Annotated in this window: 15 protein-coding genes and 1 tRNA gene; 12 read left to right on the top strand and 4 right to left on the bottom strand. The window is 38.6% G+C overall.

What is annotated here, in order from left to right; all coding sequences use genetic code 11:
* Positions 1–3 precede the first annotated feature (3 nt).
* The gene (locus tag F8M42_RS11705) at positions 4–501 is read left to right on the top strand and encodes a flavin reductase family protein (protein ID WP_182186832.1); all 498 of its coding nucleotides are present in this window, start codon (positions 4–6) and stop codon (positions 499–501) included.
* A 453-nt stretch (positions 502–954) separates the two neighbouring features.
* Positions 955–2,418 (top strand): HAD family hydrolase, encoded by a 1,464-nt coding sequence (locus F8M42_RS11700; protein ID WP_182186831.1) that lies wholly within the window; start codon positions 955–957, stop codon positions 2,416–2,418.
* 137 nt (positions 2,419–2,555) lie between these two features.
* On the opposite strand, the gene F8M42_RS11695 is transcribed toward F8M42_RS11700, so the two are convergent.
* On the bottom strand, positions 2,556–3,446 hold the full coding sequence (locus F8M42_RS11695; RefSeq protein WP_182186830.1) for a fructose bisphosphate aldolase: 891 nt from the start codon (positions 3,444–3,446) through the stop codon (positions 2,556–2,558).
* Positions 3,447–3,593: 147 nt separating this feature from the next.
* A complete protein-coding gene (locus tag F8M42_RS11690; protein ID WP_182186829.1) occupies positions 3,594–4,295 on the bottom strand; it encodes a M48 family metallopeptidase in 702 nt (233 codons plus the stop codon).
* Between the two features lie 335 nt (positions 4,296–4,630).
* Between F8M42_RS11690 and F8M42_RS11685 the strand changes: the two genes are divergently transcribed.
* Both F8M42_RS11685 and F8M42_RS11680 read left to right on the top strand, forming a co-directional pair.
* Entirely contained in the window at positions 4,631–5,548 is a 918-nt protein-coding gene (locus tag F8M42_RS11685; protein ID WP_182186828.1) for a ketopantoate reductase family protein, read from the top strand.
* 194 nt (positions 5,549–5,742) lie between these two features.
* Entirely contained in the window at positions 5,743–6,549 is an 807-nt protein-coding gene (locus F8M42_RS11680; protein ID WP_182186827.1) for a sulfite exporter TauE/SafE family protein, read from the top strand.
* An 89-nt stretch (positions 6,550–6,638) separates the two neighbouring features.
* Here the strand turns inward: F8M42_RS11680 and F8M42_RS11675 are convergent, their stop codons facing one another.
* The gene (locus tag F8M42_RS11675; RefSeq protein ID WP_182186826.1) at positions 6,639–7,079 is read right to left on the bottom strand and encodes a transcriptional regulator PerR; all 441 of its coding nucleotides are present in this window, start codon (positions 7,077–7,079) and stop codon (positions 6,639–6,641) included.
* Positions 7,080–7,355: 276 nt separating this feature from the next.
* Here F8M42_RS11675 and F8M42_RS11670 point away from each other — a divergent pair.
* Positions 7,356–7,445: transfer RNA gene (locus tag F8M42_RS11670), tRNA-Ser, on the top strand.
* 147 nt (positions 7,446–7,592) lie between these two features.
* On the opposite strand, the gene F8M42_RS11665 is transcribed toward F8M42_RS11670, so the two are convergent.
* The gene (locus tag F8M42_RS11665; protein ID WP_182186825.1) at positions 7,593–8,465 is read right to left on the bottom strand and encodes a MerR family transcriptional regulator; all 873 of its coding nucleotides are present in this window, start codon (positions 8,463–8,465) and stop codon (positions 7,593–7,595) included.
* Positions 8,466–8,963: 498 nt separating this feature from the next.
* On the opposite strand from F8M42_RS11665, the gene F8M42_RS11660 reads away from it, so the two are divergent.
* From F8M42_RS11660 to F8M42_RS11630, 7 genes are all read left to right on the top strand, one after another.
* Complete coding sequence (locus tag F8M42_RS11660) at positions 8,964–10,889, top strand: TonB-dependent receptor plug domain-containing protein (RefSeq protein ID WP_182186824.1); 1,926 nt, start codon at positions 8,964–8,966, stop codon at positions 10,887–10,889.
* A 106-nt stretch (positions 10,890–10,995) separates the two neighbouring features.
* Positions 10,996–11,322, top strand: coding sequence for a hypothetical protein (locus F8M42_RS11655; protein WP_229711345.1), 327 nt, complete (start codon positions 10,996–10,998; stop codon positions 11,320–11,322).
* A gap of 230 nt (positions 11,323–11,552) precedes the next feature.
* Complete coding sequence (locus F8M42_RS11650; protein ID WP_182186822.1) at positions 11,553–12,365, top strand: nucleotide-binding protein; 813 nt, start codon at positions 11,553–11,555, stop codon at positions 12,363–12,365.
* A complete protein-coding gene (locus F8M42_RS11645; RefSeq protein ID WP_182186821.1) occupies positions 12,349–13,647 on the top strand; it encodes a nitrogenase component 1 in 1,299 nt (432 codons plus the stop codon). The genes F8M42_RS11650 and F8M42_RS11645 overlap by 17 nt, the downstream gene beginning before the upstream one ends.
* Positions 13,637–14,923, top strand: a complete 1,287-nt coding sequence (locus F8M42_RS11640) for a nitrogenase component 1 (RefSeq protein WP_182186820.1) — start codon at positions 13,637–13,639, stop codon at positions 14,921–14,923. Before F8M42_RS11645 ends, F8M42_RS11640 begins: the two co-directional genes overlap by 11 nt.
* Positions 14,924–14,934: 11 nt before the next feature.
* Complete coding sequence (locus F8M42_RS11635) at positions 14,935–15,972, top strand: FecCD family ABC transporter permease (RefSeq protein ID WP_182186819.1); 1,038 nt, start codon at positions 14,935–14,937, stop codon at positions 15,970–15,972.
* Between the two features lie 408 nt (positions 15,973–16,380).
* A complete protein-coding gene (locus F8M42_RS11630) occupies positions 16,381–17,547 on the top strand; it encodes an ABC transporter substrate-binding protein (RefSeq protein WP_182186818.1) in 1,167 nt (388 codons plus the stop codon).
* Positions 17,548–17,556 lie beyond the last annotated feature (9 nt).

Raw genomic sequence — 17,556 nt, 5'->3', positions numbered from 1 at the left:
ATAATGCCAGTGATTAATCCACTAACAGTGGCGGATAAGGTTACACAAACCTTAAAAACAGGAGTGTTTTTGACTACACAAGTTGATGGCAAGGCAGATACAATGACTATCGGCTGGGGATCAGTCGGTTTTATCTGGGGTAAACCGGTGTTTACAGTAATGGTGCGAAGATCTCGGTACACTTGGTCAGTAATTGAAAAAAGTCATGAGTTTACTGTGAGTGTGCCAACTCATGATATGAGTGCCGCTATAAAGCTGTGTGGTACGAAGTCGGCTCGTGATATTGATAAATTTGAAGCAGCAGGATTGACGGCACAAAAAGGGAAATTGATAACGACGCCGGTTATTGCTGGTGCCGGAATGCATTTTGAGTGTAAGGTTTTGTATAAACAAGATATGATAGCAGATAACCTTGATAAGGTGACGGCTGAACGCTGGTATGGTGATAATGATTGGCATACACTTTATTTTGGTGAAATTGTAACTGCATACGAAGATTAAATATGTGACTAAAAAACTCCCGCCAAAAGCGGGAGTTTTTTTATGGGTAAATTAGAATTAATTTTATGGGTAAATTAGCAATTTGAATTTTAGAATAAAAAAAGGGGGATTGTCACACGAACAGCATTGACTTCACAAAGATGCAACCCATTACCGCTACGCGGTTACCCCCCTTTATAAAAGCGAGAAGGAGAATGAAATATTGCGTATTTATGAATGAAAATGGTTACGTGTGATAATCCCGGTGTGTAGTGGATACCACAATACATATTATTGGAGAGTTAAAAGGAATGATATTCATTATCAATTAGTATAATAGCATATGACAGCTAATTAGTCAAATAAAAATTTAACTTTTAATAAATATTAATTTTGAATAAAATAACATTTCGATAACGTCAGGCAGCCTGGTTAAGTATATTATAAATATATAATTATTGAGGAGGAGCCAGGATGTATATTTCAAAAAAAGTCTGTGTTATTGCAGTCCTTTTAGGAAGTACCATTAGCTTTACTTTATTTAGTCCAGCACCGATCAATGCGGCAGCGTTTCAAATGCCCGAAGCTGTTCAGCAACAGCGCGGCGGGACATTAATACAAAGCGCTGATTGGGATCCGTATGTTAAAAAAACTTTAAATGATTTTTTGGTGACATATGGAAAGTATTCATCAACATATGATTTAAAACAAAGACCATATGCTGTTTTTGATTTTGATAATACTACATCGATAATGGATGTTGAGGAACAGCTGATAGTATGGCAGTTGGAACATCTGGCATTTGCAATTGCTCCCGATGATATGGGAAAAGTGCTGGAAACAGGCATTCCAACAGATAAATTAGATATGACTTATGGTGCTGATGACGGCAGTGGCCGCCAGGTAACTGTCAGGGATGCCATAAGTGATGCAGCGGCTGATTATGCGGTGCTTTATAAAAAGGGATTGATTTCGGTTAAAGGGAAAATGCTTGATGAAACAGTTAAGCAGGATTTAACTTATCAGGATTTTGTTGCTAAGATGCGTTGGCTGTATGATGCAATTTCTGAGACGATGGACAGTTCTGTTTCTTATCCGTGGGTGACTTATTGGTTTACTGGTATGACACCCAGACAGGTGTATACTCTGGCATATGCCTGTGATAGTTATTATGGAGATCCGGCCAAGGGACAGACATGGTCCAAAGGAAAATACATCAGTCCTGCTGAAAATACAAAAGCCGGCAGCGTCACGGTTTCGTATAATCAAGGTATTACGGTGACACCGGAAGTAAAGGAATTATATCGGGCACTGTATCAAAATGGTATTGATGTATGGATAGACTCGGCTTCATATATTGATGTTGTGCGGGCAGCAGTGGATTATTTTGCCATCCCGGATGTTAAAGGAATAGTGGCAATGACCAATCAAACAGATAATAAAGGAAGATATATCAATGCTTATAATTATGATTTGCATGCCCAGACGCAGGGAGTTGGTAAATCGCTGGCGATAAAGAAAGTTATTGCTCCTTTATATCAAGGACACGGTCCGATATTTACAGCAATGGATTCACAAGGAGATTTCAATTTTACCACAGAATTTAAAGATACAAGAGCTGTACTTATAATGAATCGCCGGCGTAAAGATGATGCGGCTTTGTGTGCGGGGATAGCTGAATATCAAAAGAAACATGATATTAGTTTGCAGCAGGCCAATCTGGATGGAGATACCAAGTTTATTTTGCAAGGGCGCAATGAAAATACGGGAGCTCTTTGGCCCGATGATCAGACGTTGTTATTGGGAAAAACAAGTAAGGTGTTCTTGTCTGACAGGGCTGATGATGTGGTTAAGAATCTGGAAGCGGGTGCGAGCATAAGAGATATATTGGAAAAAGATACGCATAATAAGGATTATAACGGCTATAAAACCCGCTAAATGTTGTAATGGAAAATAAAGAAAGGCTGTCACACGAACGACATTGACTTCATGGAGATGCAATTCACCATATGGTGTGATTATTCATGAATGAAAATGTCACGTATGACAGCCTTTTTATGCTGCAAGGCAGCCCATCAGGTAATTGATGCGTTGTAAATTGATTTGATGCTGGCGGCAAGGCAAGCATTAAATTCTTCATCACTTTGCCGTACTGACAGACCTTCTGCTAAAGCGCGTGAAAAGCTGGCAATGAGTCCATGATTGCGAGCCAGTTTTTCATTGGCATCCTTTCGGCTGAATCCGCCGGAAAGAGCTACAACACGGATAATATTAGGTTGTCCGGTTATCAAATCGCTGTAGAAGTTATCAACAACCGGTATTGACAATTTCAGCATAATTTTTGTGTCGGAGTGTAACTGGGCAGTCTGGTTTAAAATTTCGTCTTTAAGAAATTTTTCTGATTCGGCACGGTTCTGGCTGTGGATATCAACTTCTGGTTCAATAATAGGAACAAGACCGGCAGCGGCGATTTGTTTACCAATTTCAAATTGCTGCCGGACTATTTCCTTTATGCCGGAAGGATTAGTTTCTTTTATTACTGAGCGCATTTTTGTTCCAAAAATATTTCTTTTGACAGCGCGTTGTAAGAGTTCGTCTAATCCAGAAATCGGTTTCATTAATTGCACTCCGTTGGATAGATCAGCCAAACCCTTATCAACTTTTAAGAAAGGAAGAATAGCTTTTTTATTCCAGAGATAGTCGGCGGTCAATTCGCCGTCAATTGTCCGTTCCATAGTATTTTCAAAAAGTATTGCACCTAAGATGTGTTCGGAAGTGAAAGCCGGACTTTTAATAATACGGGTACGCATTTCATGCACCTTGTCGAACATCTCCTGGTCAGTGCTGTATTCACTTTTTTCAACACCATATGCTGCCAGCGCTTTGGGAGTGCTGCCGCCACTTTGGTCAAGCGCGGCAATGAAAGCCTTTGCCGCAGCAGCTCGTTGCAATTTTTTCTGATCCATAATAAAACCTCCTTAAATTAGATGAAATATACATTTATTATCTTAATAATAATATCTTTAAAGTTATTTTGCAATAGAAGCTAAAGTATTTAAAGTGGTGAAGGAGTTTATGCAGTGAGGGTGATAAACTGTTGCGGCACCATACTGTCAATTGCGTAAAGTATTGAATAATATAGTTCCGTTTTCTTTTAACCAAAGGCGATGTTCTTTAAAAAGAGGATCATAAGTTTCTACCAGATGCCAAAATTTGTCAGAGTGATTCATTTGGATGAGATGAGATGTTTCATGGATGACCAAATAGTCGATGATGGTCGGGGCTGCCATCATAATACGCCAATTATAATTTATATTACGTCGTGATGAACAGCTGCCCCAGCGGCTTTTTTGGTCGCGGATAGTTATTCTGTTGGCAAAAACATTCAATTGGGATGCCCAGAAATTGGTTCTTTGTGTAAGATAGACTTGTGCCTGTTGCTTATACCAAGGAATGAGAATATCACTTAACAAGGGGAAAAGTGTATCGTTATAAGTGATGAATACATTATCATCAGTAAGCTTTATGGAGACAGTGCTGCCGTATTGCAGATGGATGTTGTAATTTTTCCCCTTATAAGTAATATGATTATCGTTTATAGGAGCATTATCGGCCAATGTCTTATAAGCATGATTTTTTTTGTTCAGCCAATTGGAATGGTGGTGCAATATATGTGATACTTCTTTGGTGGAAACGTTATAGGGAGTTTTTATCAGTATGCTGTCACGATCGTTCAAGGCAATGGATACAGTCTTTCGCTTTTGTCGTTTTTGGATATATTCAAATAGTGTATCGCCAATTTGTATATAAGGCATTGCAGCACCTTCCTTTTATTTTATTATATACGCTGTCGATGTGATTTAAAATGATTATCTAAATATGCGGAAATTTTGTAAGAAAATATTTTATTGAAGATATTTTGGAGAAGTTTTTTGCACCTAATGACACTAGACAGATGGACATATTTATAAAATGAAAATATATATGATTAAATAAACGTTTTTATACTGATAAAATTGTTTTTTATTTTTATGATATGTTATAATAATAATAAGTTTTATGTATTAATGTTGCACATTTTGTAATTATGAAAATACGGTGATTATACCTGCTTTATAAGTTTGATATCATTTACGGGAGGTATTTGGATATGGATTATGTCATCTTGGGAGCTGGTGGGACAGGAGCCAGTATCGGTGGATTTTTGGCTGCATCGGGCAAAGATGTTACTTTAATTGCCAGAGGTAAGCATTTACAGGCATTGAAAGAAAATGGCCTTACTATACATTCTGATAAAAAGGGAGAAATTCATTTGCCGGCTATAAAGGCAATGAATGCTGATGAATACAAAAGCAAGGCAGATGTTATTTTTGTAAGTGTAAAGGGATATTCAATAGAAGATGTCATTCCTTTTTTAAAAAAAGCATCAGACCGGCATACCATTATTATTCCCATATTGAATATATATGGGACCGGTTTGAAATTAGCTGAAAAACTACCGGGTAAAAATGTAACAGAAGGTTGTATTTATATTGTTGCATGGATATCGGCACCGGGAGAAATAACGCAGCGCGGCAATATTTTTAGGGTGGTTTATGGGACACGCGGTGAAACTAATCTGAAGACGCAGCTGGATCAGATTGCGACTGATTTGTTAACGGCGGGGATTACTCCGGTGGTTTCGCAAAATATAGCTGTCGATACGTATCGTAAGTTTACGTTCGTTTCACCGATGGCAGCGGCCGGTGCCTATTATGATATAACAGCTGCTGCTATGCAAAAAGACGGCAGGGAACGTATGACATTTATTGAATTGGTTAAAGAGGCAATAAGTGTGGGAAAGGCAGCCGGCTTGCAGTTGGATGATAATCTTGTGGAAAAGAATCTGGCAATATTGGATGCACTTACACCGGAAACGACGGCATCAATGCAGAAAGACTTAAAAAAAGGCGGAAATTCTGAAATAGATGGATTGATTTTTGAAGTGGTGCGCATGGCTCGGAAATATAGGGTACCTGTTTCATGGTATATAAAAATAGCTGAAAAGTTTGGTTTTAGTGAAAAGTAATTGTAAATATGAGGCTGTCGCACGTACTTGTTTTCATTTATAATGTGAAAATTATTGCTTTTTGTCCACTTTTGGGAGAATGGTGGACTGTATAAGCGATAGTGGTATTTTTATGGAGATAATGCTATCCGTGCAACAGGCTCATGTTTTGCGTTTGGCAATAAATCAAACTGAATACGGAGTGTCAGTCGACAATGGAAATGGTGATTTTATTTATATTAGGAATAGCAATAGGCGCTTTTGGTACACTTGTCGGTATTGGCGGGGGATTGATTATGATTCCTTTGTTTGTGCTGTTGATGACCGGTAGTCCGGCTGCACCTGCAGGTTTTTTTAATACATTTCACAATGTTTCGCAAGCTGTTGGCACCTCATTGTTTGGTGTTTTTTTAAATACTTTATCGGGTTCATTTGCTTATATAAGGCAGAAAAGAGTGTATTTCGATGCTGCCCTGCCTTTTGCGGCAGCTACTTTGCCAGGAGCGTTTTTGGGGAGTTATGCTGATGAATATTTTTCCGGGGGCATATTTGATTTCGTCTTTGGCGGAATGTTGGTTATGCTGGCCGGAGTGATGTATTGGAAATCGTCTGCACCAAAAGCATTAGCAAAAGAATTTGATCCGAAACATTTTGTTTATCCTAAAAAGCTGGGAATTTTAATTAGTATTTTTGTTGGATTTTTATCTAGTGTACTGGGAATTGGAGGCGGAATAATTCATGTGCCATTAATGATTTATGTATTGTCGTTTCCCCCACATGTGGCAACAGCTACATCGCATTTCGTTTTGGCGGTGTCATCGTTTGTCGGGTGCATTTCTCATTTCATTTTAGGGCATATTGTTTGGAAACCGGCTATTGGTATCGGTTTTGGGGCTGTTATAGGGGCGCAGATCGGTGCTGTGATTTCCCAAAAAACACGTCCCCGGGTAATTGTAATTTTATTGTCAATAGTTATGTGTGGCTTAGGTTTAAAATTGATTTTTTTATCTAATGTGCTGTAGTGATTGGTGTAAAAGATAAAAAAATAAGCATAAAACATTAATTAATGTTTTATGCTGAAGTTTAGCAATTGATGCACAGTAATAAATTGTCAGCTTATTTTAAGCTTATTTTTTGCCTGACATTCCGGGCATACTCCATAAAAGTAAAATTGTTGCCCGGAGATTTCGTAGGAAGTCTTGGTAGCAGCTTCTTTGAGTGAAGCTGTGAAATCAAAGTCCATTATGTCGTCAATTTTACCACATTCGGTACAACGAATGTGAGGGTGAGATTCAACAACAGCATCGTAGCGAAGACTGTCATCACCGAGGTTTATAACCTGAATGAGTCCAATTTCTCTTAATATGTCAATTGTTTTATAAATTGTTGCCAAACTCATGGTCGGGTAATAAGGCTGTAATTTATTGAAAATCATTTCGGCATTAGGGTGAGACTTGGTGTTGCAAAGCACATTATATATAGCTAGCCGTTGGGGAGTTACCTTAAACCCTTCCTTGCGCAACAAGGCTGTTACCCTTTTAGAGTCCATCATGGCGTTATGTGTCCTTCCTTCAATAATAAAATAGCTTTCAAGTAATAGCCATTATTAATAAAATTACATTACGGTATTATTTTAATAAAAACACATAAATCTGTCAATGTTTTATTGATGGATTTTTCAGCGTATAAAATAATAGTTATCGATTAGTAGAAAAAATTTATCTTGTTATATTAAAAGTGATATATAGATAAGTAATTGACAAACATATGAAAAAATGATATCCTATATTTCGTTGCTAAGGTTTCATTTATATTTAAGAGAGCATTTGGAGAGTTGTCCGAGTGGTTGAAGGAGCACGCCTGGAAAGCGTGTGTGCGGGAAACTGTACCGAGGGTTCGAATCCCTCACTCTCCGCCATACTGTTAAGTTGCTGGATGATATTAATCATCCGGTTTTTTTGTGTTTAAATTGGCGGCTGGGCAATGATTGTTGCTGTATAAGCTGAAGAATAAAGCAGTTATCGGTTGATATTGATAAATTGGAATTGTTTGTAGTATGGAACAATTATATGGAAATAATGTTTTTTGATGTTTTTACTGAGGTTTTGTTTGCTACCCGGATGATTAGTTTATTGATGTATTCTTTAGTATTCGAAGTAAGCCAATGATTTCGCAGGGGAATAATAAAAATGTTGCCAATTGGTTCAAGGCTGTTGACCTGCATAAAGTTTTCCAGCATGATTCTTATTTCCCCGGCACGCTGATAGTAGGTGCCTTTAAAGGCTACTGTCATATAAACTCCCTCAGCTCTGATATAGGAAGTTGATTTTGGAAGGTTTGTGCTGTCATCATAGGTAGAATAAAATGCCAGAGAGCGCATGTAATTTTCAGAAAAAAAATCAGTTTTATCCACTACCCAGCCGACGTTTTTGCCGCTGAACTGATTTTGGGTAAACAATTTATATACGTGGCGGGCAATCATTTTGATTATGGATTTACCGGTCGTTCCTTTTTCAATGGGGGTATAGCAAAGAGGCGTCATTGGTTCATGAATTAGGAGGATTTGTTCCAAAATAATATTTTGAGTTTGCACAATATTTTCTTTTACGATAGAAATATTTTTATGTATTCTTTGCAGTTCTGCGATGGTATTGAGACAATCATTATCCTTTTCTTCCAGCAAAGCTAAAAAGGCTGCTGGTGATTTATTATCCAGATAGGTTTTAATTTTTGCTATAGGAATATCTAAGCGGCGTAAATTAAGAATTATTTCCAAACTTAAATATTGGTCTATATTGTAGTGACGATAACTGTTGCTGCTAATAAAGGCCGGTTTTAAAAGACCAATTTTATCGTAATATAAAAGAGTTTGTTTAGGTATTTGGTAAAGTGATGACAATTCACCACTTGTGAAATAATTGTCATAATTTTTAATCACTTACTCACCTGCTAATTAATAAATATATAATATTTTACCATAAATAGGCAGATGGACAAAGAAAAAATTTAACTTGGTATAATATCTTAATTATATGAAATGGGGAAAATGGTCTCCTGGGTAATGCGGTTGTACCTTGTATTGATTTGCCAAAATTGATTGATGCTAGCTTGTGTCGAGTCGGACTATGCGGATATTTTACTATAAGTTGTTCTACATGATCACTTTCATTTATAAATATCAAATATACCATTTTGTTTGTTTACCCTCAGAAGGATGACTGCACAGCAGTGGTAGATTTCACTTTTATGAAAAAATATCGTTCGCGTGGCAAGCTTTTTATTTTTGACTTTAGTTTGCTAAATGGAGCATACAATATATAAAGACTTGACTATATGGATACTATATAGTTTATGCTGACAAAGTATTTGCAATTATTACATAATAGAGAAAAATTTTTACGAAAAATTTTCTGTAGAGGAGTCGGTGTAAACGGTTATGAAGCGAACATTAAAGAAAACGGTAGTGACAGTGATGGCAGTGAGTGGTGTATTGCTGGAGGGGATGACAGTGGTACAAGCGGAAGATGTGCAAAAGGTAAATCTTGACAATATTGTGGTAACAGCGACACGAACGGAAAAGGATGCGCTGGATGTTCCGGCCAATACACAAGTTATTACGGCGGAAGATATTAAAAAGGGTGGGTATACCAGTGTATTTGAAGCGGTAAAAGTATTAGCACAGGCAAATTCATTCGCTTTTCAAGAGGATGGCGGTGATTATGGTTCGATGATGTCAAGAATCAAGTTACGCGGTATTGACGATGGAACATTGGTCTTAGTGAATGGAAACCCCAGTAACTATATGAACCACGCTACATTGAATAATATTCCGATAGATCAAGTGGAACGTATTGAAATAGTCAAGGGGGCCAATTCGGCTTTATATGGCCCGCAGGCTATCGGCGGGGTAATAAACATCATAACGAAGAAGCCGGTGAAAACTGGCAAAGTTACCGGTAATATTTCCAGTGCACTTGGCAGCAGGGAAAAAAGTGCCGCAGTAAATGTCCAGACTGATGTGTTTAATTTAGGTGTAAGAAAAACTTTTTATAAAGATTATGATGGCATACAGCATCCCGGCGTTACCGGTTCTGGACCGGCATTGGATATAAGGGATAAAAATACTGAACAGTTGTATTTGTCGGTGAATATGGCAAAAGATTTGGTCTTTAACTATGGCCGGACAAGCAATGAAGTGGCCTTTGAATCAGGGAAATTTAATAATTATGTGCCTATTATGAGTAAATATGGATATTATGATACGACATTTAATGACTATTCTTTGATATATGATTCAAAGGAAACAGGAGTAAAGGCTGTAGCCGGATATAATACTATTAATATGACTGGAACTAAGGGATCAAATAATACATCATGGGGCTATAATGCCAATTTTGATATACAAAAGAAATTTGATTTACGTGATCACAAAGATACTTTTATATTAGGAACCAACATGAATCGGGAATATATGAAGGTGAACTATCCGCCTTATGCTAATGATGTGGATAACGGCAGGAACAGTTATTCTCTATATGAGTCATATGATTATAAAGCGACAGATAAACTAAGTTTTATAGCCGGGATGCGAGAGTATTATATGACTAAATCATCATTTCAGGATAGTGATTTCCAGCTTTTACCCCAGTTTCAAGGATTATATAAGGTAAATGATAAATCATCATATTATTTTAATATCGGCAAATCTTTTGAAATGCCGGATATTACTTCAAGTTTTTGGTATGGTGATTCGATTGCAATTAATCCTGATTTAAAACCTCAATCAGGTTGGTCATACGAATTGGGACATAAGTTTGAAAATGGCAAGAGCAGTATAACTACTGATGTATTTTATATGACGGTTAAGGATAAATTTTATTGGGCACAGACACAAAGCGGGCAGAGTATCATGAAAAACCATGACAAGTGGCAAAATACTGGTTTGGAAATTAATTATAAACAAAAAATAGATGATAATTTATCAACTAATATTGGCTTAACTTTACAAAATCCAAAGGCATATTCCAATAGCAGCGCAAAATGGGTACAGGATTCAGCTAAATACATAATTAATGTCGGGGCTGATTATAACAAAAATAAATTTATGGCAGACGCTCGTATATTTGCTAATTTGGATCGTGAACCGGCATTTTACAATTATGAACGAACTTCATCGAGCACACCGGATCATAATTTGTCCAATAGTTGTGATTTAACAGTGACTTTAGGCTATAAACCGACAGATACAGATAGTTTTAAGATCATTGGCCGCAATTTGTTTAATAGAAAAGATGTTGTTAACACCTATGAATATTATGCACTTCCCGCGAATGTGACTTTTGTTTATGAAAAAAGTTTTTAGGCCGATCAAAAATTAATGATATCGGCTGTGTTTATTTAAATGTTGACTATATGGCAACAATAGGGTGTATAGTATAACAAAGATAAAAATGTATGAGGTGATGAATATGACCTGTAGTGCACATCCCAAGTTTGAGATACCGGACAGTCCGCATGGCAAGTTTCGTTATGAAAGTGCTATGAGGCATGCACAAGCAGCTAAAAAAGCGGGAAAGTCAACACAAGAAATTCATGCTGTTTTTAAAAAGATAATGGCATTTGATCCGATGGATATTGACGCTATTCCCACTGATGCTGCTCATGCTGAGTATCGCAGTGCAGCTATCCATGCTAAAAAGGCATTGGAAGCGGGAAAAAGTATGGATGAGGTTCATGAAATATTCCGCAGAGTTAAAAATGGAATAGGAACAACAACCTGCTCACACAAAAAATGATGCATAAATAATAAAGGAGCTGCCGCACAAACGGCATTGACATCATAAAGATGCAGCTAACTATCGTTATGTGGTGATCTGCTTTTAAAAGGCGGATACAAAAAACGAAGCATCGCAGTATTTATGAATGAAAATGTTTATATACGGCGGCTCCTTTATTGTTTGACCATATATTTAGTATATAGTTTAAAATTATGAAAACATATATCAATTGTTCGGAGGGTACTTTTTTGAAAAAAATTGCAATTTATGGTAAGGGCGGTATCGGTAAATCCACCACAACAGCTAATTTATCAGCAGCATTCAGTGAAATGGGATTGAAAGTCTGTCAGGTAGGCTGTGATCCGAAGAATGATTCCACACGTTTGCTGCTGGGACATATTTGCCGTAAAACAGTATTAGATGTTGTACGAGACAATGATGCAATAACAAGTGAAGATATTGTCCATACAGGGTATAACCAAATAAGCTGTATAGAGGCAGGTGGTCCGGAGCCTGGCGTGGGCTGTGCAGGCAGGGGCATAATTGTAGCATTGGAAAAAGTCAGAGAACTAAACGTGTTGTCCGATATGGATGCAGTTTTATATGATGTTTTGGGGGATGTTGTCTGTGGTGGTTTTGCTGTACCAATACGGGAAGGGTATGCTACAGATATTTATATTGTTTCTTCAGGAGAATTGATGAGTTTATATGCAGCCAACAATATAGCCAAAGGAATAAAGCGTTTTGCGCTGCGTGGTGTGGTACGATTAGGTGGAATTATAGGCAACAGCAGAAATACTCTCAATGAAAAAAAATTGCTGCAGGAGTTTGCCGCCCGATTGAATACGTATCTTATAACCTTTATACCACGTGATAGTATTGTTAATGAAGCTGAAAATAAACGTCAGACGGTTATTCAATATGCAGCTGACAGTGATCAGGCTAAAGTTTACCGCAAATTGGCAAACATGGTTTTGCATAATGCTAAAATGACAGTCCCTACACCGATGGATTTTGAGGAATTGGAGGCATTAGCAGAAAAATATGGGAGTAAAAACTAAACGTTTTATTATGAAAGGAAAAAATTGCAGCTGTAGTATGCCCGGTGTATGGCGGGCTCTTGTCTGCTGTAAAGGGGCGGTGGTCATATTTCACAGTCCGCGCGCCTGTGTACAGCTTGTCAGAAGTATGGAAGTAAATGCTCAATATCGTGTGTTTTCATACGGTCGGAAATTTGACCGGCACTATGATTTTGTACCGCTTATATCTACCCAGATGGAGGAACGGGATTCCATTTTCGGTGGGACGGAGCGACTGCTTGAATGTATACAGTTTGTGGTTGATAAATATCAGCCGGAATGTATTGCAATTGGCAATTCCTGTATTGCCGGTGTAATTGGCGATGATGTAGAAACCATTGGTGACGCGGCCGCCCGACAATTTAAAATACCGATTATAACAGTCAGTTGTTATGGATTTTTGGATGGGGAATATTACCAGGGTTATTTTGAAATGGCACAAAAGTTATTGAGAACTTTTGCTCGCCCCTGCCGTCGAAAAACAAAAACGGTTGTTTTATTGGGAGATAATGGCGGCCCGTGGGGCCATTATGCTCAGGAAGTAGCATATTTACTCAATTCGCTTGGTATAAAAATTTTGGGTCAGTTTCCCGGTTATACGGCAATAGCAAAAATAAAAGATTTAGTAAGTGCTAAGGCTGTTGTTGTATTAGGCAGTGCAGGACAGGCAGATGAAGGATTGTTAAAATTGGCCGAATTGTTTGGACAGTTTGGCGTTGGTCAATTACCAAAGGGTTTATATCCGATAGGCTGGACAAATACACAGCGATGGATTTTAGCCTTGGGGGAATTGTTCAATTGCCGGGAAGCGGCGCAGCAACTGGTGGCAATGGAAGGGCATCGTTTATTAAGTGCAGGCAGAAATTTCCTTCCGGTTACCTCCGGTAAGCGGGTCATACTGTGCATAGGCCGTCCCCTGGACTATTTCAACCCGGCCTTGGTCATTGAGATAATCAAAGTGTTAGATATGAATTTAATCAAAGTAATATTGTTGGATGATTATTCAAACAAGGAATATAAGTTGATATGGGAAGCAATAAGACATTCTACAAACATATTGATTTGTAAAAGTGAGTCATTGGATGTCCGGCTGGACGGTGATTTGATATTGACCACACATGAATTGAAAGAGTGTCCTGTGAGACAAATTTTTTTGCCAATGCTGACGAAAGCCGGTATTGGTGGAATGATTGATTTCATGCGGGAAATATATCGTGCTTTTTGCCATCGCGGCAGTCGTGGGGGGATCACTTATGTCTGGTAAATGGGATGATATTTGTAATAGTATCGACACTTGTGCTTTGGCTGGAGCAGCAGCTTTTTTTGCCGGCATTCCCAAGGCCCAGATACTGGCAAATGGACAACTGTGGTGTTATTTTTATGCCTTGCGTTATTTGGAGCATGCAGAGTATAATATGGCAGAACGATTTCATTGCACACAGACAGATAATAATGCTGTGATTTACGGTACGGAAGAATTTTTACTGAAAGCATTAGAACGAATGCAGCAGTCTGAGTGTCAGCCATCGATATTATTAATAGAAAACAGTTGCTCTATAAGTCTCATTGGTGATGATATTGCCGGTATTGCCGGAAAGGCAGCTTTGGAATGTCCGGTAGTGGCGATGGATTGCGGTGGCTTGCTGGGTGGGTTTGCTGAAGGATATGCTAAAGCTGGTGTGAAATTATTGCAGGTGTTACCGCTGGCAGTCAGAAAACCGGTACATAAAAAAATAAATTTGTTGGGCTTGACAGATTTTTATTATAACGGAGCTGCCGACAGCAGAGAAATTGTGCGTATTTTACACGATGCCGGTTATCTGATAGGTGCTATTCCAGGTGGCGGCAGTACACTGGAATGTATTACCGGGCTCACTGATGCTGAGCTGAATGTAGTGATCAATGAGGAATTGGGACTTCCGCTTGCAAGATTTCTTAAGCAACAGTATGACATGCCATATGTAATTGCCGGTGTGCCTTACGGAGTTATTGGCAGTAAAAAATGGCTGAGCAGGATAACCCAAATTGTTTCTACGGATGCAAAAGCTGTATTTATTGAATGTGATGCGGCTGAAAAGAAGCTTACAGCATATGGCAATGATGTAAGTTGTAATTGGGGTGAACCGTGGTTTGACGAAACGATAATATGCGCACCGGGCACAATGGCCCTATGCATGGCTGAAGCCGTTCGCGGTGAATGGATAAATACCCAGCGGCTGCAGGTGGTTTGCCGGGATAATGTGATATCTGAAGATTTGTATTCTGTGATGGCTGATAAAGTGTATCCGAAGGAAAAAATTAAGACAGCATTGGAGTCTGTGCTGTGCGGGGGAAAAAGTATATTGCTTGCAGGCAGCAGTAATGAGACAGCAATTTTTATGCGCCATAATAAAATGGTCAGTTGCTGCAATGTAGCGTATCCGGTAAATGATGAAGTATTGTTGACACAGGTACCTTTTGCGGGAATTAGAGGAAGCTTTCACATGCAGCAGCGGTTATGGAATGCTTTTATAAAGAATAGTATTACCACTTCATTTTAAGGGGGTAAAGTATGCTGACAGCAAAAAAGAACAGTAAATTTGTATTACTGGGATTATTGGTTTTTTTAGTAGTCGTTTCTTGTATTTCATTGACCTGTGGACAGATAGATATTCCTATAAAAAACACTTTGGCTGTCATTGCCCATCAAATCGGGTTGTCAGTTTTTGGGGATAATTCTTTTACTCGGGAGCAGGAGGCCGTAATATGGTTCATCCGCATGCCAAGGATGCTGGTCGGGGTTTTGGTCGGGGCTGCACTGGGGATTTCCGGTGCTGTGATGCAGGGATTGTTCAGTAATCCGTTGGCTGATCCTGGTATAATCGGCGTTTCTGCCGGTGCTTCAATGGGAGCGGTAATTGCTATTGCACTGGGATTGGCGGCACAAAATGTATTTATGATGCCTCTGTTTGCTTTGTGCGGCAGTTTGCTTGCTGTTATCCTGATTGTGTTTTTGTCAATCAATAATGGTAAGATACCGGTAATGACGTTATTGCTGTCAGGGGTAGCTGTCGGAATGCTGCTTGGAGCGATTACTTCAGGTATTTTAACAATCATGGACGAACAAAAACTGCAAAACTATTTATTTTGGATAGTTGGTGGTTTGGATTATCGCCGCTGGGAGCATGTTTATATGGCAATTGGGCCGATAACAACGGGAATAGTCATTATGATGTTGATGGGCAGGCATTTAAATGTACTGGTGCTTGGGGATATTGAAGCAAGGACAGTAGGGATGGCGGTTATGCCGTTTCGGATGGGATTGTTATTCGTGGCAGCGATGGTAACGGCAACGTCAGTTTGTGTCAGTGGGAATATTGGGTTTGTCGGACTCATAATACCGCATATGATGCGGCTGCTGCTGGGACCTGATCATCGGACATTATTACCGGCAAGTGCCCTGGCAGGAGCGGCTTTTCTTGTTATTTGCGATTCACTGGGGCGTATTATAGCACCACCGATAGAAATACGGGTGGGAATTATGACAGCTCTGGTGGGAACACCATATTTTTTATATTTATTGAAAAAAATGCAGAAACATTCTTATTGACGAAGAATAAAAATGCAAAAGAAGTTATTTCTTACTAATTACAAACAGGTAGTTTATAATTATGAGTGAGGCTATGCGGAATCTGCAGCAAGGGAAAATTCTCAATGATGATTAGGTTTGGTTGCATCATAATAGATAAAAAATGGTATGCAGGATAAATGGTCGCAGTTTTTGTTATCTTGTAATCTCCTGTTTTCGGGCATTGGGGAGTATGTCAATAATGTTAAATAGTTAATTTTGTTATTAAATATATTTTCATTGCATTTTTTTATTAGTGATGCTATACTTATTTTACTGAAAATGAATAAATGTACTCGGTGCGACGAAGCCTGTTAACAAAGTAGCAATAAATATTGCTACTTTGTTAACAGGCTTTTCTTTTTCAGGAAAATTAAAGGGAGTGAAATTATGTTAAAAAGTAGGTTTTTGAAAACAGCTGCATTGTCTGGGGCATTATTTTTTGCTTTGCTCGGTGCGGGCTGCGGTGCAGGCAGCTCTGATACCATAAAAATCGGCGGTGATTTGGAATTAACCGGGAATAATGCTTCTTATGGTACTTCAACAGCAAATGGTGCACAGCTTGCTTTTGACGAAGTTAATTCTGCCGGCGGAATCAATGGTAAGAAAATTGAATTTGTTAAGGCAGATAATAAATCTGAACCGGCTGAAGCTGCCAATGCAATAACCAAATTGACCACTTCGGATAAAGTTTCTGTCGTTTTGGGTGCTTGTACTTCATCAAATACAATGGCTATGACACAGATAGCAGATGATCAAAAAGTACCGCTTGTAAGCTCATTTTCAACTAATCCCAAAGTAACTGTCAATGATGACGGCAGTGTGAATCCTTATGTATATCGTGTTTGTTTTATTGATCCTTTCCAGGGTACAGTGATGGGAAATTTTGCGACTAATACCTTAAAAGTAAAAAAAGTTGCGGTTTATATTGATAATAGCTCCGATTATTCTAAAGGTCTGGCGCATTTCTTTGAAGAAAGCTTCACTAAAAATGGCGGACAAATTGTTGCTGAGGAAGCTTATTTACAAAAAGACAGTGATTTTAAGGCTACTTTGACCAAACTGGCGGCTGCCAATCCGGATATGATTTATGTGCCGGGTTATTATGAAGAGGTCGGTAAAATAATTAAACAGGCACGCGATATGGGAATAACTGTTCCGATTACAGGCGGTGATGGCTGGGACAGCAGTAAGCTAGTCGATATTGCCGGACCGGATGCACTTAATAATACTTATTTTACGAATCATTATTCTGTACAAAATAAAACACCTGAGGCAGATAAATTCATTAGTGCATATAAGGATAAATACGGGCAGGAACCGGATGCGGCGGCTGTATTGGGATATGATGCAGCTACGATGATAATCGATGCAATAAAACGTGCCGGCAGTGCTGAACCGGAAAAAATCAATGCAGCTTTAGCGGCTACCAAGGATTTGCAATTAGTATCAGGCAAAATCACCATAGATAAGAATCATAATCCTGTTAAACAGGCAGTGATAATTGAATTTAAGGATGGACAGCAGCTGTTTAAGCAGGCTATTTCTCCAGAATAAACAAAAATA

It is taken from the genome of Pectinatus frisingensis, from assembly GCF_014076555.1.
Taxonomy (GTDB): Bacteria; Bacillota; Negativicutes; order Selenomonadales; family Selenomonadaceae; genus Pectinatus; species Pectinatus frisingensis.
The sequence above is the reverse complement of the archived record's forward strand: the minus strand, read 5'-3'. Positions and strand labels throughout refer to the sequence as shown.